Here is an 18,169-nt window from a genome sequence, read left to right on the forward strand (position 1 = left end):
CGCCGAGGTGCTCGGAGCCGTCGCCGGGATGCTCCAGCCCGTCACCGGGGCGCCCGGAGCCGTCGCCGGGGCGCTCGGAGCCGTCGCCGGACGGATGGGCCCTTCGGCCCGGGGCGGACCCGGGCCGGACGGGTTTCCAGGGCCGCCGGGGCTCGCCCGACCGGCCCCTCTGCGACAGGTCCTCAGATCACGCCGGCCTGGCGGGCCGTCTCCTCGAAGGCACGGGCCACCGGGCTGCCCCGGTAGGGGGTGAGGCGGCGGTGGAAGTCCCGGACGTACTCCAGCGAGCGGGCCGAGCGCATCTCCCCCGCCGCCCGCAGCGCGTCGGTGGCCATGGTGCAGGCCTCGTCGAGGTCCCCCATGCCGAGCCGGGCGGTGGCCAGCACCAGCCGGCAGAAGATCCGGCTGCGCGCGTAGGCGGGTGAGCGCAGCCGCAGCGACTTCTCGGCGTGCTGCGCGGAGGTGCGCCACTGCTGGAGGTCGCGGTAGCAGTGGGCGAACTCGTCGGAGAGCTGGGCCTCGTCGAAGTACCGTGCCCAGGAGGGAAGTTCGTCGCCGACCCGGGCCGCGGCCAGTGCCCGCTCGGAGCGCACCAGGGCGGTGGTGCAGGCCCGGACGTCGCCCAGCAGGCCGTGCCCGCGTGCCTCGGCGGTGTGCATCAGCGACTGGACCACCGGCGGCACGGCGGTGCCCACGCCCTGCTGGGCGACCCGGGCCAGTTGGACGGCCTCCCGGCCGTGGCCCAGGTGGACGGCCTGCTGGCTCATCGTCACCAGGACGTACCCGCCGAGCGCGCGGTCCCCGGCGGCCTGGGACAGGCGCAGCGCCTGGACGAAGTAGCGCTGGGCGAGGCCGTGCGCGGCGATGTCGAAGGACGTCCAGCCTGCCAGCCTGGTCAGGTCGGCGACGGCGCCGAACAGCGCCCGGCCGATCTGCTCGCCGTAGCGGCCGCGCAGCATCGGCTCGGCCTCGCTCTCCAGGTAGCGGACCAGCGCCTGCCGGGCGTGCCCGCCGCCGTAGGCGTGATCGAGCGCCCGGAAGAGGTCGCCGACGGCGCGGATGGCGGCGATGTCGCCGCGGCCGACCCGCAGGGCGGGGCGCGACTCGCGGGCCGGTTCGGTGTACGGCGGCTCGACGGCGGTCGGCGGGCGCCGGCTCTGGGTGGGCACCCGGCCGATGGTGGGCCCGGCGGGGCCGGCCGCGCCGGGCCCGGGGCGGATGCCGGGGGCCCCGTGGTGGGCCTGGCCGCGCGCCGGGCTCGGAGGGGGAGCGCCGGGCGCGGGGGGCACGCTCTGGGCGGGTGCGGAGGGTGCTCCGGATGCCGCCGTCACGGCGGATGCTGCGGTGCCGGCGGTACCGGCAGCGGCGGCGGACGGACCGGTGGCGGCGTCGGGGCGGACCATCGTCGAGCCGTCCCGGGCGACGCGCTCGTCGGTACGGCCGATCAGCCAGTCCCGGCTGGGGACGACCAGGCCCGCCGGGGTGAAGGCGATCCGGCGCAGTTCGGACTGCGGGCCGTTGTCCTTGCGCCACATGCTCGCCACGATGTCCACCGCCTCCTGCGGGGTCTCGGCGAACTCCAGGCCCGCGTACACCGGGGCGCAGGCGTCCAGGCCGAGGTCCTGGGCGGTGAGGCGGCGGCCGAGGCGGCGGGTGAAGACCTCGGCGATCAGCGCGGGGGTGGCGCCGCGGGGCTGCTGGCCGCGCAGCCAGCGGGTGACCGAGGTCTTGTCGTAGCGCAGGTCGAGGCCGTGTTCCAGGCCGAGCTGGTCGACCCGGCGGGCCAGGCCCGCGTGCGAGAAGCCGGCTTCCTCGATGAGCGCGGCGAGTTGGCCGTTCTGCGGGGACGGGCCGGAGTGCCCGGAGTGGCCGCCGACCGGCCCGGGCGCGGGGACGGCGGGTTCGTGCCGGTCGGTTGTGGCCTGCGCGGGCAGCCGCAGTTCGTCGGCGGTCGGGGCGTCGGCGGTCAGGGCGTCGGGGGCGTCCGGCAGGGTCCGGCCGACCGGGCCTCGGTGGTGGCCGAGCGGGTCGAGCGGTCCGTACGCCGGGCTGTCGGTTGCAGGCCGTTGGGGCATGTCAGTCAACACCTCTCGGACGTCGCACCGGGCTCTACCAGCACTTCGGCTGCCTGGGGCGGCGCCCCCTGTCGGGAATCGGCGTGAATGTAGCGAGCATTCGGGCGCTATGGGTGGATCTGACCGAGCAATCCTCCGAACGGGTGAAGCAATCGCGCCCATTGTGGGGAAGCGCGGGCGGCGCGGGTTTGGCCTTTCGCGGTCGAACCGTCGACCGACCATCGTGGCGGTGAACACCACAGCCCACCGGGATGCTGTGGTGGACCACCACATGGGAGCCGGGCCCCCGGGTTTCCTAGCGTTCTCGGCCATGGACACCACTACAGCCCGCCCGCTCGACGGCCGGACGGCCCTGGTCACCGGGGCCGCCTCGGGCATCGGCCGGGCCTGTGCCGAGGCCTTCGCCGGGGCCGGCGCCCGGGTCTACGTCGTCGATCTCGCGGCCGGTCCGGCCCGGGAGCTCGCCGAGCGGATCGGCGGCCGCGCCGTCGTCGCGGACCTCGCCGACCCCGAGGCCGTGGAGGCCCTGCCGGCCGACGCCGACATCGTGGTCAACAACGCCGGCCTCCAACACGTCGCGCCCGTCCACGAGTTCCCGCCCGACCGCTTCACCCTCATCCAACGCGTCATGGTCGAGGCGCCGTTCCGCATCCTGCGCCGCACTCTCCCGCACATGTACGAGCGGGAGTGGGGCCGGGTGGTCAACATCTCCTCCGTCCACGGCCTGCGGGCCAGCGCCTTCAAGTCCGCCTACGTCACCGCCAAGCACGCGCTGGAGGGCCTCAGCAAGACCGTCGCCCTGGAGGGTGCCCCCTACGGCGTCACCAGCAACTGCATCAACCCGGGCTACGTCCGAACTCCCCTGGTGGAGAAGCAGATCGCGAGCCAGGCGCTCGCCCACGGCATCCGCGAGGACGAGGTCGTCGAGCAGATCATGCTCGAACGCACGGCCGTCAAGCGTCTCATCGAACCCGAGGAGATCGCCCAACTCGCCCTCTGGCTCTGCTCCCCGCCCGCCTCCTACATCACCGGCGCCAGCCTCCCCGTCGACGGCGGCTGGACGGCGCACTGAGCGGCGGCACCTGGCCGCCCTCCCCAGGCCGACCCCCGGGACTATGTGGGTGGCCCACATAGTCCCGGGGAACGCGCCTCCCTACCTTGTGGCGACGTCCCTTGGGGCGGCGCCCCTTGTGGCGACATTCCTCGGGGCGACGCCTCTCGGGGCGACGCCCTCCCCCCGGCCCGGAAGTGGTGACCATGAACGCCTCCGCACCAGCCACGGCAGCCACCCGCTCACTCCCTCGGGTCGTGGCCGCCAGTCTCATCGGGACCACCATCGAGTGGTACGACTACTTCTTGTACGGAACAGCGGCCGCGCTGGTGTTCAACAAGCTGTTCTTCCCGAACACCGATCCGCTGACGGGGACGCTGCTGTCCTTCCTCACCTACGCGATCGGGTTCGCCGCGCGGCCGGTCGGGGCGCTGGTGTTCGGGCACTTCGGGGACCGGGTCGGGCGGAAGAAGCTGCTCGTCGTCAGCCTGCTGCTGATGGGCGGGTCGACCACGCTGATCGGGGTGCTGCCCACCTACAGCTCCATCGGGGCGGCGGCGCCGGTGCTGTTGACGGTGCTGCGCCTGGTGCAGGGCTTCGCGCTCGGCGGGGAGTGGGGCGGGGCGGTGCTGCTGGTGTCGGAGCACGGGGACCAGCGGCGGCGCGGGTTCTGGGCGTCGTGGCCGCAGGGCGGGGCGCCGGCCGGGAACCTGCTGGCGGCGGGGGTGCTGTCGCTGCTGACGGCGGTGCTGTCGGAGGACGCGTTCCTGTCGTGGGGGTGGCGGGTGCCGTTCCTGCTGTCGGCGGTGCTGGTCGGGGTCGGGCTGTGGATCCGGCTCGCGGTGGACGAGTCGCCGCTGTTCAAGCAGGCGCTGGCGGCCCAGCAGCAGCGGAAGACCGTCGAACAGCCGCCGCTGGTGGCGGTGTTGCGCAACCACTGGCGGGAGGTGCTGGTGGCGATGGGCGCACGGATGGCGGAGAACATCTCGTACTACGTGATGACCACGTTTGTGCTGACGTACGCCGTCACCCACGCGCACTTCTCCAAGCAGACCGCGCTGAACGCCGTACTGATCGGCTCGGCGATCCAGTTCGCGCTGATCCCGCTGTTCGGAGCGCTGTCCGACCGGGTCGGACGCAAACCGGTGTACCTGGTGGGCGCGGTCGGGGTGGGCGTCTGGGCGTTCGTCTTCTTCGGGCTGGTGGACACCAGGTCGTTCGGACAGCTGGTGGTCGCGGTGACGGTCGGACTGGTCTTCCACAGCGCGATGTACGCACCGCAGGCGGCGTTCTTCTCCGAGCTGTTCGCCACCCGGATGCGGTACTCGGGCGCCTCGATCGGGGCCCAGTTCGCCTCGGTGGCCGCCGGCGCGCCCGCGCCGCTGATCGCGACCGCACTGCTCAAGGACTACGGCAACGCCACCCCGATCTCGGTGTACGTGGCGATCGCGGCGGCGATCACCGTGCTGGCGGTGCTGTGCGGGCGGGAGACCAGGGGCAGCGACCTGGCGGACGTCGAGGCGGCGGTGGAGGCGGAGGGCGCCGCCGTGGCGGCCAAGCCCGCCACCGCCTGACGGCCGAGCCGCTACGATCGCGCTTCCGCCGGACCCGACGCCGATTGGCGGCACGCACCATGAACCACCCTCACGAAAGCGCCGCGCCCGCGCTGCGGCGGCTGCTCGACCTGCTCGCCTCCGGCGCCGCCACCGAGGACTTCGCCGACGTGCTGGCCGACGCCCGCCGCCGCGGGGCGCCGGCCGCCGTCCTCGCCGAGATCGACGACGCCACCTGGCAGGCCCTGCGGGTGCACCGCACGCTGCGTCAACACCGGCGCCGGGAAGCCGAGTTGACCGCCCTGTTCGACACCGCCGGGGACCTCGCCGCCTCCCGGGAGCTGGACACCGTGCTCCAGGCGATCGTCCGCCGCGCCCGGATGCTGCTCGGCACCGACACCGCGTACCTGACCCTGCCGGACGAGGCCGCGGGCGACACCTACATGCGGGTCACCGACGGCTCGGTCTCCGTCCTGTTCCAGACCCTGCGGCTCAGCCTCGGCCACGGCCTGGGCGGCCTGGTCGCGCAGACCGCCCGCCCGTACGCCACCCCCGACTACCGCACCGACGAACGGTTCCACCACACCGGCACGATCGACGCGGGCGTGCTCGACGAGGGCCTGGTGGCGATCATCGGGGTGCCGCTGCTGCTCGGCGGCGAGGTCATCGGGGTGCTGTTCGCCGCCGACCGCTCGCCCCGCGCCTTCTCCCCCGACGAGGTGGCGCTGCTGTGCACGCTGGCCGCGCACGCCGCAATCGCCCTGGACACCGCCAAGTCGCTGGCCGACACCCGGGCCGCGCTCGCCGAACTGAACAGCGCCAACAAACTGGTCCGCGCCCACTCGGCCGCCGTCCAGCGCGCCGAGCAGGCGCACGACCGGCTCACCGACCTGGTGCTGCGCGGCGCCGAGGTGCCGGACGTCGCCGCCGCCGTCGCGGCCCTGCTGGGCGGCGAGATAGCCGTCCTCGACGCCGAGGGCGAGCCGCTGGCCGGGCGGTCCGCACCCGCCGGCGAACTGGCGGAGGCGGTCGCCGCGTCCCGGGCCGAGGGGCGGTCCGTCCGGCACGGCGAGCTGTGGGTGTGCGCGGTGCTGGCCGGGCACGACGCGCTCGGCACCCTGGTCCTGCGCGGACGCCCCGGCCTCGACGACGCCGACCGGCGGCTGTTCGAGCGGGCCAGCGTGGTGACCGCGCTGCTCCTGCTGCTGCGCCGCTCGGTGGCCGAGACCGAGAACAGGGTCCGCGGCGAACTGCTCACCGACCTGCTCACCGCCCCCGACCGCGATCCGGCCGGGCTCACCGCGCGCGGCCGCCGGCTCGGCGTCGACCTCGCCCGCCCGCACCTGGTCCTGGTCGCCGAACCGGCCGAACCCGCCGGGCCCCCCGTCCCCGACCGCGGCCGGCTGGCCGGCGCCGCCCGGCGGTACCTGTTCGGCTCCCGGGGCGTCAGCGCCGAGCACGGCGAGGCGGTGGTGCTGCTGGTGCCGGAGGCCGGCGACCCGGAGGAGGCCGCACGGCAGGCCGCCGAGCGGCTGGCCCGGCTGGCCGGGTTCCCCGTCACCGTGGGCGCCGGCCGCCCGGCCGCCGGCCCGCCCGCGCTGGCCGCCTCGTACGCCGAGGGCCTGCGCTGCGTCCGGGCGCTGCGGGTGCTCGGCCGCGCCGGGGAGGGCGCCTCGGCCCGCGCGCTGGGCTTCCTCGGGGTGCTGCTCGGCGACGGGCACGACGTGGACGGCTTCGTCGGCTCGGCGCTCGGCCCGCTGCTCGCCTACGACGCCCGCCGCGGCACCGAACTGGTCCGCACCCTGCGCGCCTACTTCGACTGCGGCGGCAGCCTCACCCGCGCCAAGGACGAACTGCACGTCCACGTGAACACCGTCGTCCAGCGGCTGGACCGGGTCGAGGCGCTGCTCGGCCCGGACTGGAACCACCCCGAGCGCTCACTCGAACTCCAGCTGGCGCTGCGGCTGCAACTGCTGGCGGGGGGCTGAACGGGTCCTTGCGGGCGCGGTCCCTACGGGCCGCCCGTGCGGGCGGTTCAGCCGTGCGTACGGGCCGTACGGGCGGCTGAACCGCCCGCACGGGCGTGGGCGTACAGTGGCGAGGTTGGTCTCGAACGCCTGGCAAGGAGCGGCAGCGGTGAGCGAGAACGTGCGTTTCGTTCGAATGGGGACAGGCGAGGGCGCCATCGCCTACCAGGAGGCCTGGGAGGAGCAGCAGCGCCTGCACGCGCTGCGGGTCGCGGACGAGATCCCCGACACCGTGCTGCTGCTGGAGCACCAGCCCGTCTACACGATGGGCAAGCGCACCAACCCCGCCGACCTGCCGCTCGACGGCACCCCGGTGGTCGAGGTCAACCGCGGCGGGGAGATCACCTGGCACGGCCCCGGCCAGCTGGTCGGCTACCCCATCGTCAAGCTGCCCGACCCGATCGACGTGGTCGCCTACGTCCGCCGGCTGGAGGAGGCGCTGATCCGCGCCTGCGCCGGGTTCGGCGTCGGCACCACCCGGGTCGAGGGCCGCAGCGGCGTCTGGGTGCTGGGCGACTCCATCCCGGACGCCGTGGTGGACCCGGCGCAGGTGGTGGACATCGGCAAGCTGACCCTGCGGATGGGCCTGCCGCTGGGCATCGACCCGCGGCTGGCCGGCCCCGAGTACGCGCCGTCCAACGCCGGCCAGCGCGGCGACGACCGCAAGCTCGCCGCGATCGGCGTCCGGGTCGCCCGCGGGGTCACCATGCACGGCTTCGCGCTCAACTGCGACCCCGACATGACCTGGTTCGACCGGATCGTGCCGTGCGGCATCCGGGACGCCGGCGTCGCCTCGCTCGCCGGCGAGCTGGGGCGCGACTTCACCGTCGGCGAGGCGCTGCCGGTGGTCGAGCAGCACCTGGCGGACGTGTTCGCCGAGCTGCCCGAACCCGCGCTCACCCGCTGACCCGGGCCCGGGTCCTCGCCCGGGCTCTTCCCCGGGCCCCACTCCGGATTGCCCCCCGGGAATCTACCGGCCAGTAGCGCTGTTGCCCTGCGATTGCGGGGCAACAGGCCGCGCGAAGGCCTTACAACCACAGGCGTACCCTGGGGGTACCCCGTCTAGTTCTAGGAGTCGCACGTGTCCGCTGTCGCGCCCGACGGCAGGAAGCTGCTCCGCCTGGAGGTCCGCAACAGCGAGACCCCCATCGAGCGGAAGCCCGAGTGGATCAAGACCCGCGCGAAGATGGGGCCGGAGTACAACGCCCTCCAGTCGCTGGTGAAGAAGGAGGGGCTGCACACCGTCTGCCAGGAAGCCGGCTGCCCCAACATCTTCGAGTGCTGGGAGGACCGCGAGGCGACCTTCCTCATCGGCGGCGACCAGTGCACCCGCCGCTGCGACTTCTGCCAGATCGACACCGGCAAGCCCGCCGATTTCGACCGGGACGAGCCGCGCCGGGTCGCCGAGTCCATCGTCACGATGGACCTCAACTACGCCACCATCACCGGCGTCGCCCGCGACGACCTGCCGGACGGCGGCGCCTGGCTGTACGCCGAGACCGTGCGCCAGGTGCACGCGCTGACCGCCGACCGCGAGAGCGGCCGCACCGGCGTCGAGCTGCTGATCCCCGACTTCAACGCGGTGCCCGAGCAGCTGGCCGAGGTCTTCTCCTCCCGCCCCGAGGTGCTCGCGCACAACGTCGAGACGGTGCCGCGGATCTTCAAGCGGATCCGCCCGGCCTTCCGCTACGAGCGCTCGCTCGACGTCATCACCCAGGCCCGCGCGGCCGGGCTGGTGACCAAGTCAAACCTGATCCTCGGCATGGGCGAGACCCGCGAGGAGGTCAGCCAGGCGCTGGCCGACCTCGTCGGCGCCGGCTGCGAGCTGATCACCATCACCCAGTACCTGCGCCCCTCGCTGCGCCACCACCCGGTGGAGCGCTGGGTCAAGCCGCACGAGTTCGTCGAGCTCCAGCAGGAGGCCGAGGAGCTGGGCTTCGCCGGGGTCATGTCGGGCCCGCTGGTGCGCTCCTCCTACCGGGCCGGGCGACTGTACCGGCAGGCGCTGGAGCGGCGCGCGCAGGCCGCGGTCTGATCCGGCCGGGTCGGCTGGGTCGGCTGGGCTGAATGAGCCGGCAGATTCTGATGATCCTGCTGATCCGGTGCTTTTGAGCCATCCGGTGCGCGAGCGAAGGGCGGAGCCTCGGCTCCGCCCTTTCGGTTTCACCGCACTTTGACTGCCTGGTCACCGCCTGGTAACACGGGATGGTGACGATGGACTCGTTGCGATCGTTCGATTCTTCTCAGCCACGAGGGGAGCTGTTCGGCATGCGGATGCGCATCCGGTCGGTGGGGGTCGCGCTGCGGCTCGCCGAGAGCGTCCTGCTGGCGGGTGGCCAGCAGCAGGCCCGGCGCAACGCCTGGGCGGCGGTCTGCGAGAACCGCCGGTACGCGGCGGACCGCCGACACGACGCGCGGGCGGCGACGACGTCACCGCCACGACGGTGACGTCCTCGACGGTTCTCAGCGGTTCTCAGCGGTTCTCGATGGTTCTCAGCGGTTCTCGACGGTGACGTTCTCGACGCGGCCGCGCCGGGGGCCGTTCGCCGCGACCGACGGTCGCTGTGTGCGACGGCACAGGGCACACGAGTCACGGATCGAGGCGAACGGGTACCCGGGCTTGGATATCCCGTACCCGTGCCACGTACCATGAGCGTTATGGCGAGGGAAACATCCGAGAACCCCGGGCGACTGAAGCAGATCCGCCTGGCTTACACCATGACCAAGAAGGTCGACACCAAGATCGGCCTGATCATCGCCGGCGTCGGCCTGCTGACCTTCGGCGTGTTCCTCGCCATCGGCTTCGCAATCGACCACCCGATCTACCTGGGCATCCTGGGCTTCATCGTGGCCTTCCTGGCCATGGCGATCGTCTTCGGGCGCCGGGCCGAGCGCGCGGCGTTCGGACAGATGGAGGGGCAGCCGGGCGCCGTTGCGGCGGTGCTGAACAACATCCGACGCGGCTGGAGCTCCAACTCCACCCCGGTCGCGGTCACCCGCAACCAGGACGCGGTCTACCGCGCGGTGGGCCGGGCCGGAATCGCGCTGATCGGCGAAGGCAACCCGAACCGGGTGCGCCAGCTGCTGGCCTCCGAGAAGAAGAAGATGGCCCGGGTCGTCGGCGACGTGCCGGTGCACGACATCGTGGTGGGTACCGGCGAGGGCGAGATCCCGCTCAAGAAGCTGCAGATCCACCTGATGCGACTGCCCCGCGCCATCACCGCGTCCCAGGTCACCGAGACCAACGACCGTCTGCGCGCCCTGGGCGACCTGCTCTCCAAGGCGCCGATCCCCAAGGGCCCGATGCCCAAGGGTGCCCGGATGCCCAAGGGCGGCCAGGCCCGCTGACGCTCCCCCGACCACAACACTGAACGGCCCCGCCGCGGAGATCCCGCAGCGGGGCCGTTCAGTGTTGTGCGGCAAGGCCGTCCGGCCCTGGATCCAGGCTGGGTTCCGGACTGGATCCGGACCTCGACAGATCCGGACTAGATCCGGACCTCGACGGTGCCGACCGCCTTGTCATGCAGACCGCGGGTGTCGCGGTCCCAGACCAGCGGCGGCACCACCAGGCAGAGCAGCAGGGTGCGCAGCAGCACCTGCGGGATGGTCGCGCGGCCGCCGTCCAGACGGATCACCCGGAGGCCGAACAGCCGCTTGCCGACGGTCGTCCCGGTGGTGGCGAGCAGCACCGCCGCGACCAGGAAGTAGAGCGGGCTGGTCCACAGGTTCGCCTCGGCCGGGCTGCCCTTGCCGATCAGCCCGTAGGCGATCAGGGCGACCAGCCAGCCGTCCACGAACAGGGCGCCGATCCGGCGGCCCGGGCCCGCGATCGAGCCGGGGCCCTCCTTGGGCAGGCCGAGGCGCTCGCCGCGGAAGCCGAAGTCGGCTCCCATCTTCTCGGCGGCCGCCTTCGGGCCGTCGATCCACGATCCCAACGCTTCTCTGGTGTCCACGAATCCACACTAACCGGGCGACCCGTCCGCGCCGCCACCGGCTCCCCCGAACGCCACGGGCGGGTGAATCGTGCCGCCGGAGCTTTCCAAGTGGTCCAGACCACTTGTGGAGAGCCGAGCCTGACGGCGGTGCGTTTTGCCCCGTCCCGTACATCTTTGCCACCCGATCGGCGGGCGTGGTTAACATTTATGAAACGACCGGGTCACCGGCCGGAAACGGCCCGTTCCTAGGGTGAGCCCCATTCGCACGCCGAGGAGGATGGATGTTCAACAACGCCGCCGAAGTGAAGCAGTTCATTCAGGACAACGACGTGAAGTTCGTCGATGTCCGCTTCTGCGATCTGCCTGGCGTCATGCAGCACTTCTCCGTACCTGCGGCGACCTTCGACCCGTCCGAGATCCTGATGTTCGACGGCTCGTCGATCCGCGGCTTCCAGGCCATCCACGAGTCCGACATGGCCCTGGTCCCGGACCTCGCCACGGCTCGGCTCGACCCCTTCCGGGTCGAGAAGCACCTCAACATCAACTTCTTCATCCAGGACCCGGTCACCGGCGAGGCCTACAGCCGCGACCCGCGCAACGTCGCCAAGAAGGCCGAGGCCTACCTCGCCTCCTCCGGCATCGCCGACACCGCATTCTTCGGGCCCGAGGCCGAGTTCTACGTCTTCGACTCGGTCCGCTTCGAGACCAGCGCCAACGCGTCCTTCTACCACATCGACTCGGAGGCCGGCGCCTGGAACTCCGGCGCCGCCGAGGGCGACGTCCGCGGCTACAAGGTCAAGTACAAGGGCGGCTACTTCCCCACCCCGCCGGTGGACCACTTCGCCGACCTGCGGGCCGAGATGTCGCTCGAACTGGCCAAGTCCGGCCTCGAAGTCGAGCGCCAGCACCACGAGGTCGGCACGGCCGGCCAGGCCGAGATCAACTACAAGTTCAACACCCTGCTGCACGCCGCCGACGACCTGATGCTGTTCAAGTACATCATCAAGAACGTCGCCTGGCGCAACGGCAAGACGGCCACCTTCATGCCCAAGCCGATCTTCGGCGACAACGGCTCGGGCATGCACGTCCACCAGTCGCTGTGGACCGAGGGCTCGCCGCTCTTCTACGACGAGCAGGGCTACGCCGGGCTCTCCGACACCGCCCGCTACTACATCGGCGGCCTGCTCCGGCACGCCCCCTCGCTGCTGGCCTTCACCAACCCGTCGGTGAACTCCTACCACCGCCTGGTCCCGGGCTTCGAGGCGCCGGTCAACCTCGTCTACTCCCAGCGCAACCGCTCCGCCGCGATCCGCATCCCGATCACCGGCTCCAACGCCAAGGCCAAGCGCATCGAGTTCCGCGCGCCCGACCCCTCCTCCAACCCGTACCTGGCCTTCGCCGCCATGCTGATGGCCGGCCTCGACGGCATCCGCAACAAGATCGAGCCGCTGGAGCCGGTCGACAAGGACCTCTACGAGCTCGCCCCCGAGGAGCACGCCAACGTCCCGCAGGTGCCCGCCTCCCTCCCGGCCGTCCTCGACGCCCTGGAAGCCGACCACGAGTACCTGCTCGCCGGCAACGTCTTCACCCCGGACCTGATCGAGACCTGGATCGACTTCAAGCGCACCAACGAGATCGCCCCCATCGCCCTCCGCCCCCACCCCCACGAGTTCGAGCTGTACTACGACCTGTAGGGGCGCCTCCGACCTGCGGAAACGCAGTTCGACCTCTCATCGTTTCCGCAGGTCAGACGAGGTTCTGACCTGCGGAAACGCCTGGAGAGGGGTCGGCTGCGACACCCCTGGGGCTCGCGATGTGGAATGAGAGTGCACTGGGTTCGATCTCCGCAGGAGTTCTGTGTAGTGCCGGCGGCTCGGGCAGCGCCGCCTCGTTCTTCTGATCCTGTCCCTACCGTCTACGCGGCATGAGTCCGGCTTCGAAGGCGACGATCGCCAGGTGGACGCGGTCCCGGGCTTCGAGCTTGGCGAACAGGCGCGCGACATGCGTCTTCGCGGTCGCCGCGCTGATCACCAGCCGCTCGGCTATCTCAGTGTTCGACAGTCCCTGTCCGACCAGTGCCAGCACCTCGCGCTCCCGGTCGGTGATCCCCGCGAGGAGACGTGGGTCCGCAGCGGGCTCGGCGTCCGGTTCGGGGGCCGCGGGACGGGACGTCCCGGCGAAGTCCGCGATCAGCCGTCGGGTCACGCTCGGTGCGATCAGCGCGTCGCCCGCGGCCACCACACGGATCGCTCCCAGGATCGCGTCCAGGGCCATGCTCTTGAGCAGGAATCCGCTGGCCCCGGCGCGCAGTGCGCCGTAGACGTACTCGTCGTCGTCGAAGGTCGTCAGCACCAAGACCTTGGGCGGGTCCGGTTCGGCGGTCGCCTGCCGGGTCGCCTCGATCCCGTCCATATCCGGCATCCGGATGTCCATCACCACGACGTCCGGCCGCAGTTCACGCACCAGGCGCACCGCCTCGCGGCCGTCGCCGGCCTGGCCGACCACCTCCAGGTCGTCGGTGTCGCCGATCAGGATCCCGAGCCCGACCAGCATCAGCGGCTGGTCGTCGACCAGCAGCACCCGCACGCTCATGCCGGGAGCCTCGCAGCCACCCGGAATCCGCCCTCCGAACGCCGGCCCGCGCTGAACTGGCCGGACAGCAACGTCACCCGCTCGCGCATGCCGAGCAGGCCGAAGCCGCTGCCGCCGGCCCCCGCCGTGAACCTCGGACGGCCCGGGCCGCCGAGACCGTCGTCCCCGTCGTCCACCACCTCGATCGTCACCCCTTCCGGCTCGTAACCGACCGCGACCCGGCACGTCCGCGCACCGGAATGCCGCACCACGTTCGTCACCGACTCCTGGACGATCCGGAACGCCGACAGTTCGATCTCCGGCGGCAGTGGACGCCGCTCGCCCCGCCAGGTCACGTGGACCCGCACCCCGGCGCCGGCCGTGCGTTCGGCGAGCTGCGGGACGTCGGCCAGGCTGCTGGCCGGCGCCAGCGGAGCGGCCTGCGGCATGGCGTCATCCGGCTCGGCGCGGCGGAGCGCCCCGAGCATGCGCTGCAGCTCCAGCAGCGTCTCCCGGCTGGTGGTCTCGATGCCGGTCAGCGCCTGCCGCGTCTGCTCGGGCTTGGTCTCCACGACCCGCGCCGCCGCTCCCGACAGCACCGTGATGATCCCGATGCTGTGCGCGACGCTGTCGTGCAGCTCGCGGGCGATCCGCAGCCGCTCGGCCAAGACGACGCGGGCCGCGGTCTGCTCCTGCAGGGCTTCGAGGTATTCACGGCGTTTGCGATACACGCCCCCGAAGACCCACGCGACCGCGAACCACAACGCGAACCCCCCGGCCCACTGGACCGCGTCGCTGACGGACTGCTCGCGGGTGTGGATGTCGTTGACGAGCGCGGCCGCGACGCCCGCGACGGAGCCGACGGCGGCAGCCTTCGGCCGCCGGACGGCGAGGTACCCGCCCAAGCCGACGAGCAGGACGAACACGATCGAGGGCCGCGCGCCGAAGGCGTCGCCGAGGACTGTTTCGCCCAGGACCGCCGCGAAGACCGCCGCCGGCAGGCGGCGCACCAGCAGAACCGGCAGGGCGAGCACGATGTACAGACCGATCATCTGGGCGGGCTCGAGGTCGGGGAACCGGAACAGGCCGTTCTCAGGGGTCGGCATCGTCAAGGGGAGCATCAGCGCGTACAAGCAGGCAGTGGCCAGTACCACGGCCTGTGACGTCAGCCAGGTCACGCGCTTCGATGTCGAGAGACGCTGGAGAAGCTGTTCCATACGGAGATCGTATTCAGTGGCATCGGCTCTGCGCGTCGCCCCGGGGATGTACGCCGGATACGCCCCCGGGCCGATGACCTGGGAAGAGGTGACATCCGCCGGCCGACGCGGTGGATCGTGGTCCGTTCCTAGGTTCATGGCCATGACGAATGCACCGATGATCGACCTCCGCGACGCGACGAAGAAGTACGACGACGGCCCGCCCGCACTGGCCGGCGTCACCTTGTCCGTGGCGGCTGGTGAGTGCGTGGCGATCCTCGGCCATTCCGGCAGTGGCAAGTCCACGCTGCTGAACCTGATCGCGGGTCTGGACAAGCCTTCCAGTGGCACCGTGACCGTCGACGGCACCCGCGTCGACCAGCTCGGCGAGGCCGGTTCGGCGAAGTACCGCCGGGCCTCCATCGGCATGATCTTCCAGTTCTTCAACCTGCTGGACGACCTGACCGTATTGGACAACGTCATGGTTCCGGCGCAGCTGGCCGGGATGGGCAAGCGCGAAGCGCAGCGGCGGGCCGTCGAGCTGCTCGGCTCGCTGGACATCGACCGGCATGTCAATGCCTATCCGCAGCGGCTGTCCGGCGGGCAACGGCAGCGGGTGGCGGTGGCCAGGGCCCTGATGAACGAGCCGGCGCTGCTGCTGGCCGATGAGCCGACCGGCGCCCTGGACTCGAGCTCGGCCGAGGACGTGCGCCAGCTGCTGCTGGAGCTGAACAGCGATGGCCAGACCATCCTGCTGGTCACCCACGACGTGCAGTTGGCCGCGAGCACCGCGCGCCGCACGATCGAGTTGGTGGACGGCGCGGTCGAGCGGGACGTGGTCAACACCGCCGGCGGCGCCACCGTCAACAGCTCGGCGGGAGCGGTCCGGTGAGCGCCCTGGGCAAGGTCGTACGTTCCGGCGTGGGCCGCCGTCGGGTCCAGTCCATCGTCATGGCCCTGACCACGTTCGCCGCGGTGACGTCCTCAGTACTCTCCCTCGGTCTGCTGACTGTCGTGCAGGCCCCGTTCGAGCACGCTTTCAGTGCCCGGAACGGGGCGCACCTGGCGGTCCAGTTCGACAGTTCGAAGGTCACGGCCGCGCAGGCCACCGCCACCGCGCACGCCGCCGGCGTCACCGAGGCGGCCGGGCCGTACCCGGTCGCCGCCGCCCTGGACACAACCATCGGCACGGACTGCCCCAAGAACGATTTCGCCGGTACTGACAACCATCCGATCACCGTCACCACCCGGCCCGACCTGGGCAGCACCTCCGGGATGGACCAACTGGCGCTGACCCAGGGGCGCTGGCCGACGAGCCCGGACGAGATCGCCCTGCCGTGGCAGCACTATGCCACCGACTGCTTCGGCAGTTCAGTGGTGTTCTCCTCCCTGCCGGGCAAGCCGTCGTTCAAGGTCGTCGGCTTCGGCGGCTCGGTGACCGACAGCGCGACCGCCTTCGCCACCGCCGACGGTTTCGCGCGGCTCACCGCCGCCGGTGCCAAGTCCGACGAGCAGATGCTCTACCGGTTCGCCGAGGCCGGGACCGCCACCGACATCGCCACCGACAAGCAGGCGGTGGCCGCCGCCGCGCCGGCCGGCGCGGTCGAGGGCGGACAGTCGTACCTGACCACGGAGCAGCAGGCGACCGGCAACGCCAAGGCCTACGTGCCGTTCCTGATCGGCTTCGGGATCCTCGGGCTGTTCATGTCGGTGCTGATCATCTCGATCGTGGTCAGCGGGGCTGTGGCCTCGGGAATCCGGCGCATCGGGATTCTGAAGTCGTTGGGCTTCACCCCTTCGCAGGTGGCCCGCGCCTACACCGCGCAGGCCATGATCCCGGCGACACTCGGCGTGGTGCTCGGCACGGTTTTCGGCAACCTCCTGGCTGTGCCGATCCTGGACGGGGCCACCAAGCAGCTCGGCGCGGCCCGTACCACGATTCCGTCGTGGGTCAGCGCCGTGGTGTCGCTGGGCACCCTGCTGATCGTCGGCGTCACAGCTTTGATCCCGGCACTGCGAGCCGGCCGGATGTCGACGGTGCGGGCCCTGGTGGTCGGCCGCGCCCCCAAGGCCGGGGGCGGTCAGGCGGCGCAGCGTCTGGCCTCGCGGCTGCCGCTGCCCCGGGCCATGTCGCTGGGGCTGGCCCAGCCGTTCGCCCGGCCGGCCCGGGCCGTCCTGGTCGGTACGGCGGTGCTGTTCGGCGTGGTGAGTGCCACGTTCGCGGTGGGGCTGGGGACCGGGTTCAACAAGTACCTGGACGCCAGCACCTCAGGCTTCAACGTCGCGTCGGAGATCGTGATACCCACAGCCGACGTGGGCGTGCCCTGGGGTCTCTACGGCCCCAACGACCCGCGCACCCCGCACCTGGACGCCGCCGAGGTGGCCGCCGCGCTCGCCGGAATCCCGGGCACGAAGGCCGCGTTCGGCTGGGGCGAAAGCGGCGCGGCCATGGTCGGCGCTCCGCCCGGCGGCGAACCGCCGAAGGTGTTCACGGTCACCGGCGACTTCTCCTGGACGCACCTGGAGCTGGTGTCCGGCCGCTGGTACTCGGCGCCCGGCGAGGCCGTGGTCGGCGACAAGCTGGCCACGACGGCGGGGATCCACGTCGGTGACGACGTCACCGTGACGCAGCAGAACAAGCAACTGCCGCTGAAGGTCGTCGGCATCAACTTCGACACCAACCAGGGCGACTACACCGTCATGACGGATGCGGCCACCTTCACCGCCGCCGGTCTGCCCCCGCACATCGACCAGTTCAACGTCGAGCTGACCGACAACGTCAACGGATCGGACTGGTCCACCTCGGCCGCCGCCGCGCTGACCCCGCTGAACGCCTCGGTCCAGTCGAACTCGAGCTCGGGCAAGAACATCGTGGTGCTCACCATGGGCGCCCTGGTGGCCACGCTCACGCTGATGATGATCGCGGTCGCCGCGCTCGGGGTGCTGAGCATGGTGGTGCAGGACACCCGGGAGCGGGTCCATGATCTGGGGATCCTCAAGGCCCTCGGGATGACACCCAAGCAGACCATCGCGATGGTCCTGACCTCGGTGACACTCACCGGCCTGATCGCCGGGCTGATCGGGGTCCCGCTCGGGGTCGCGGTGGAGAAGGCGACGCTGAACCCGATGGGGAACGCGATCGGCCGGCACCTGCCGCCGAGCGTGACCCACACCTACACCGCCGGGCTGCTCATCCCCCTGCTGGCCGGCGGGATCGTGATCGCCCTGCTCGGGGCACTGCTGCCGGCCGGCTGGGCGGCCCGGTCACGGACCGCCACCGCGCTGCGGACCGAGTAGGACCGAGTAGGACCGAGCAGAGCCGCTGGTCGCCGCGGCAAAAGCAGTGCTGGGCACTGCACGGCGCGGCAAGAACGCCAATGCCGACCTCCCCCGGTTGACACCCTCGAGAGGTCGGCATTCCGGCGTTTCGCCTCAACACAGAGGCACTGGATGACGCGAGCAATGTGGACGGCGCATACGAGCCGGTTCGAAGTTCGGTAGCACTGCGTAGCGCCCTGCAGCGACCAGCCAACGCGATCCCTCGTCACTGCTCCGCATTTCTCGACTCATCTCATCCGCTGAAGCCCCCGCGTGTGCACTGGTTGTGAAATGATCTTCCATGCGACCATCATTTGCGCAGCTCAGAGGCATTTTCGAGCTGCACTACGACCTCTAAATCGCGGTTGCCGGTGCGGGCATGGAGCCTGTTCAGGGCCCCGGCGCGCTCTTTTCGGGCGCGACGGGGCCCTGTCGGCGGGTGC

General features: G+C 71.6%; 14 protein-coding genes. 10 read left to right on the forward strand and 4 right to left on the reverse strand.

The genetic code is table 11. The features are described 5' to 3' along the window. Positions 1 to 182: 182 nt before the first annotated feature. Positions 183 to 2,075, reverse strand: a complete 1,893-nt coding sequence (locus ACFVX9_RS09480; protein ID WP_387981130.1) for a regulator — start codon at positions 2,073 to 2,075, stop codon at positions 183 to 185. Between the two features lie 310 nt (positions 2,076 to 2,385). On the opposite strand from ACFVX9_RS09480, the gene ACFVX9_RS09485 reads away from it, so the two are divergent. From ACFVX9_RS09485 to ACFVX9_RS09515, 7 genes are all read left to right on the forward strand, one after another. Beyond that, complete coding sequence (locus ACFVX9_RS09485) at positions 2,386 to 3,147, forward strand: 3-hydroxybutyrate dehydrogenase (protein ID WP_063347316.1); 762 nt, start codon at positions 2,386 to 2,388, stop codon at positions 3,145 to 3,147. A gap of 185 nt (positions 3,148 to 3,332) precedes the next feature. Further along, complete coding sequence (locus ACFVX9_RS09490; protein WP_380336589.1) at positions 3,333 to 4,700, forward strand: MFS transporter; 1,368 nt, start codon at positions 3,333 to 3,335, stop codon at positions 4,698 to 4,700. 59 nt (positions 4,701 to 4,759) lie between these two features. Further along, positions 4,760 to 6,667: a helix-turn-helix domain-containing protein gene (locus ACFVX9_RS09495; RefSeq protein WP_387981131.1), complete on the forward strand. Its 1,908-nt coding sequence runs from the start codon at positions 4,760 to 4,762 to the stop codon at positions 6,665 to 6,667. 175 nt (positions 6,668 to 6,842) lie between these two features. Further along, complete coding sequence (gene lipB / locus ACFVX9_RS09500) at positions 6,843 to 7,613, forward strand: lipoyl(octanoyl) transferase LipB (protein ID WP_387981143.1); 771 nt, start codon at positions 6,843 to 6,845, stop codon at positions 7,611 to 7,613. A gap of 174 nt (positions 7,614 to 7,787) precedes the next feature. After that, positions 7,788 to 8,741, forward strand: coding sequence for a lipoyl synthase (lipA, locus tag ACFVX9_RS09505; RefSeq protein ID WP_363372114.1), 954 nt, complete (start codon positions 7,788 to 7,790; stop codon positions 8,739 to 8,741). Positions 8,742 to 8,974: 233 nt separating this feature from the next. After that, entirely contained in the window at positions 8,975 to 9,154 is a 180-nt protein-coding gene (locus tag ACFVX9_RS09510; protein ID WP_063351061.1) for a hypothetical protein, read from the forward strand. Positions 9,155 to 9,364: 210 nt separating this feature from the next. Further along, positions 9,365 to 10,054, forward strand: a complete 690-nt coding sequence (locus tag ACFVX9_RS09515; RefSeq protein ID WP_063347321.1) for a DUF4191 domain-containing protein — start codon at positions 9,365 to 9,367, stop codon at positions 10,052 to 10,054. Positions 10,055 to 10,191: 137 nt separating this feature from the next. On the opposite strand, the gene ACFVX9_RS09520 is transcribed toward ACFVX9_RS09515, so the two are convergent. Further along, positions 10,192 to 10,659 carry an RDD family protein gene (locus tag ACFVX9_RS09520; RefSeq protein WP_350885262.1) on the reverse strand — a complete coding sequence of 156 codons (468 nt, stop codon included), beginning with the start codon at positions 10,657 to 10,659 and terminating at the stop codon, positions 10,192 to 10,194. Between the two features lie 263 nt (positions 10,660 to 10,922). Here ACFVX9_RS09520 and glnA point away from each other — a divergent pair, with 263 nt between their 5' ends. Beyond that, positions 10,923 to 12,335: a type I glutamate--ammonia ligase gene (gene glnA, locus ACFVX9_RS09525; protein ID WP_063347323.1), complete on the forward strand. Its 1,413-nt coding sequence runs from the start codon at positions 10,923 to 10,925 to the stop codon at positions 12,333 to 12,335. 214 nt (positions 12,336 to 12,549) lie between these two features. Here glnA and ACFVX9_RS09530 read toward each other — a convergent pair whose 3' ends face one another. Further along, the gene (locus tag ACFVX9_RS09530; RefSeq protein ID WP_380423223.1) at positions 12,550 to 13,233 is read right to left on the reverse strand and encodes a response regulator; all 684 of its coding nucleotides are present in this window, start codon (positions 13,231 to 13,233) and stop codon (positions 12,550 to 12,552) included. After that, on the reverse strand, positions 13,230 to 14,429 hold the full coding sequence (locus ACFVX9_RS09535) for a sensor histidine kinase (protein ID WP_380374657.1): 1,200 nt from the start codon (positions 14,427 to 14,429) through the stop codon (positions 13,230 to 13,232). Before ACFVX9_RS09535 ends, ACFVX9_RS09530 begins: the two co-directional genes overlap by 4 nt. Before the next feature lie 157 nt (positions 14,430 to 14,586). On the opposite strand from ACFVX9_RS09535, the gene ACFVX9_RS09540 reads away from it, so the two are divergent. Together ACFVX9_RS09540 and ACFVX9_RS09545 are read left to right on the forward strand one after the other, a co-directional pair. Further along, on the forward strand, positions 14,587 to 15,300 hold the full coding sequence (locus tag ACFVX9_RS09540; protein WP_380336604.1) for an ABC transporter ATP-binding protein: 714 nt from the start codon (positions 14,587 to 14,589) through the stop codon (positions 15,298 to 15,300). Beyond that, positions 15,297 to 17,705, forward strand: a complete 2,409-nt coding sequence (locus ACFVX9_RS09545; protein ID WP_387981132.1) for an ABC transporter permease — start codon at positions 15,297 to 15,299, stop codon at positions 17,703 to 17,705. Before ACFVX9_RS09540 ends, ACFVX9_RS09545 begins: the two co-directional genes overlap by 4 nt. Positions 17,706 to 18,169 lie beyond the last annotated feature (464 nt).

The organism is Kitasatospora sp. NPDC058243 (assembly GCF_042882025.1).
Lineage (GTDB): Bacteria > Actinomycetota > Actinomycetes > Streptomycetales > Streptomycetaceae > Kitasatospora.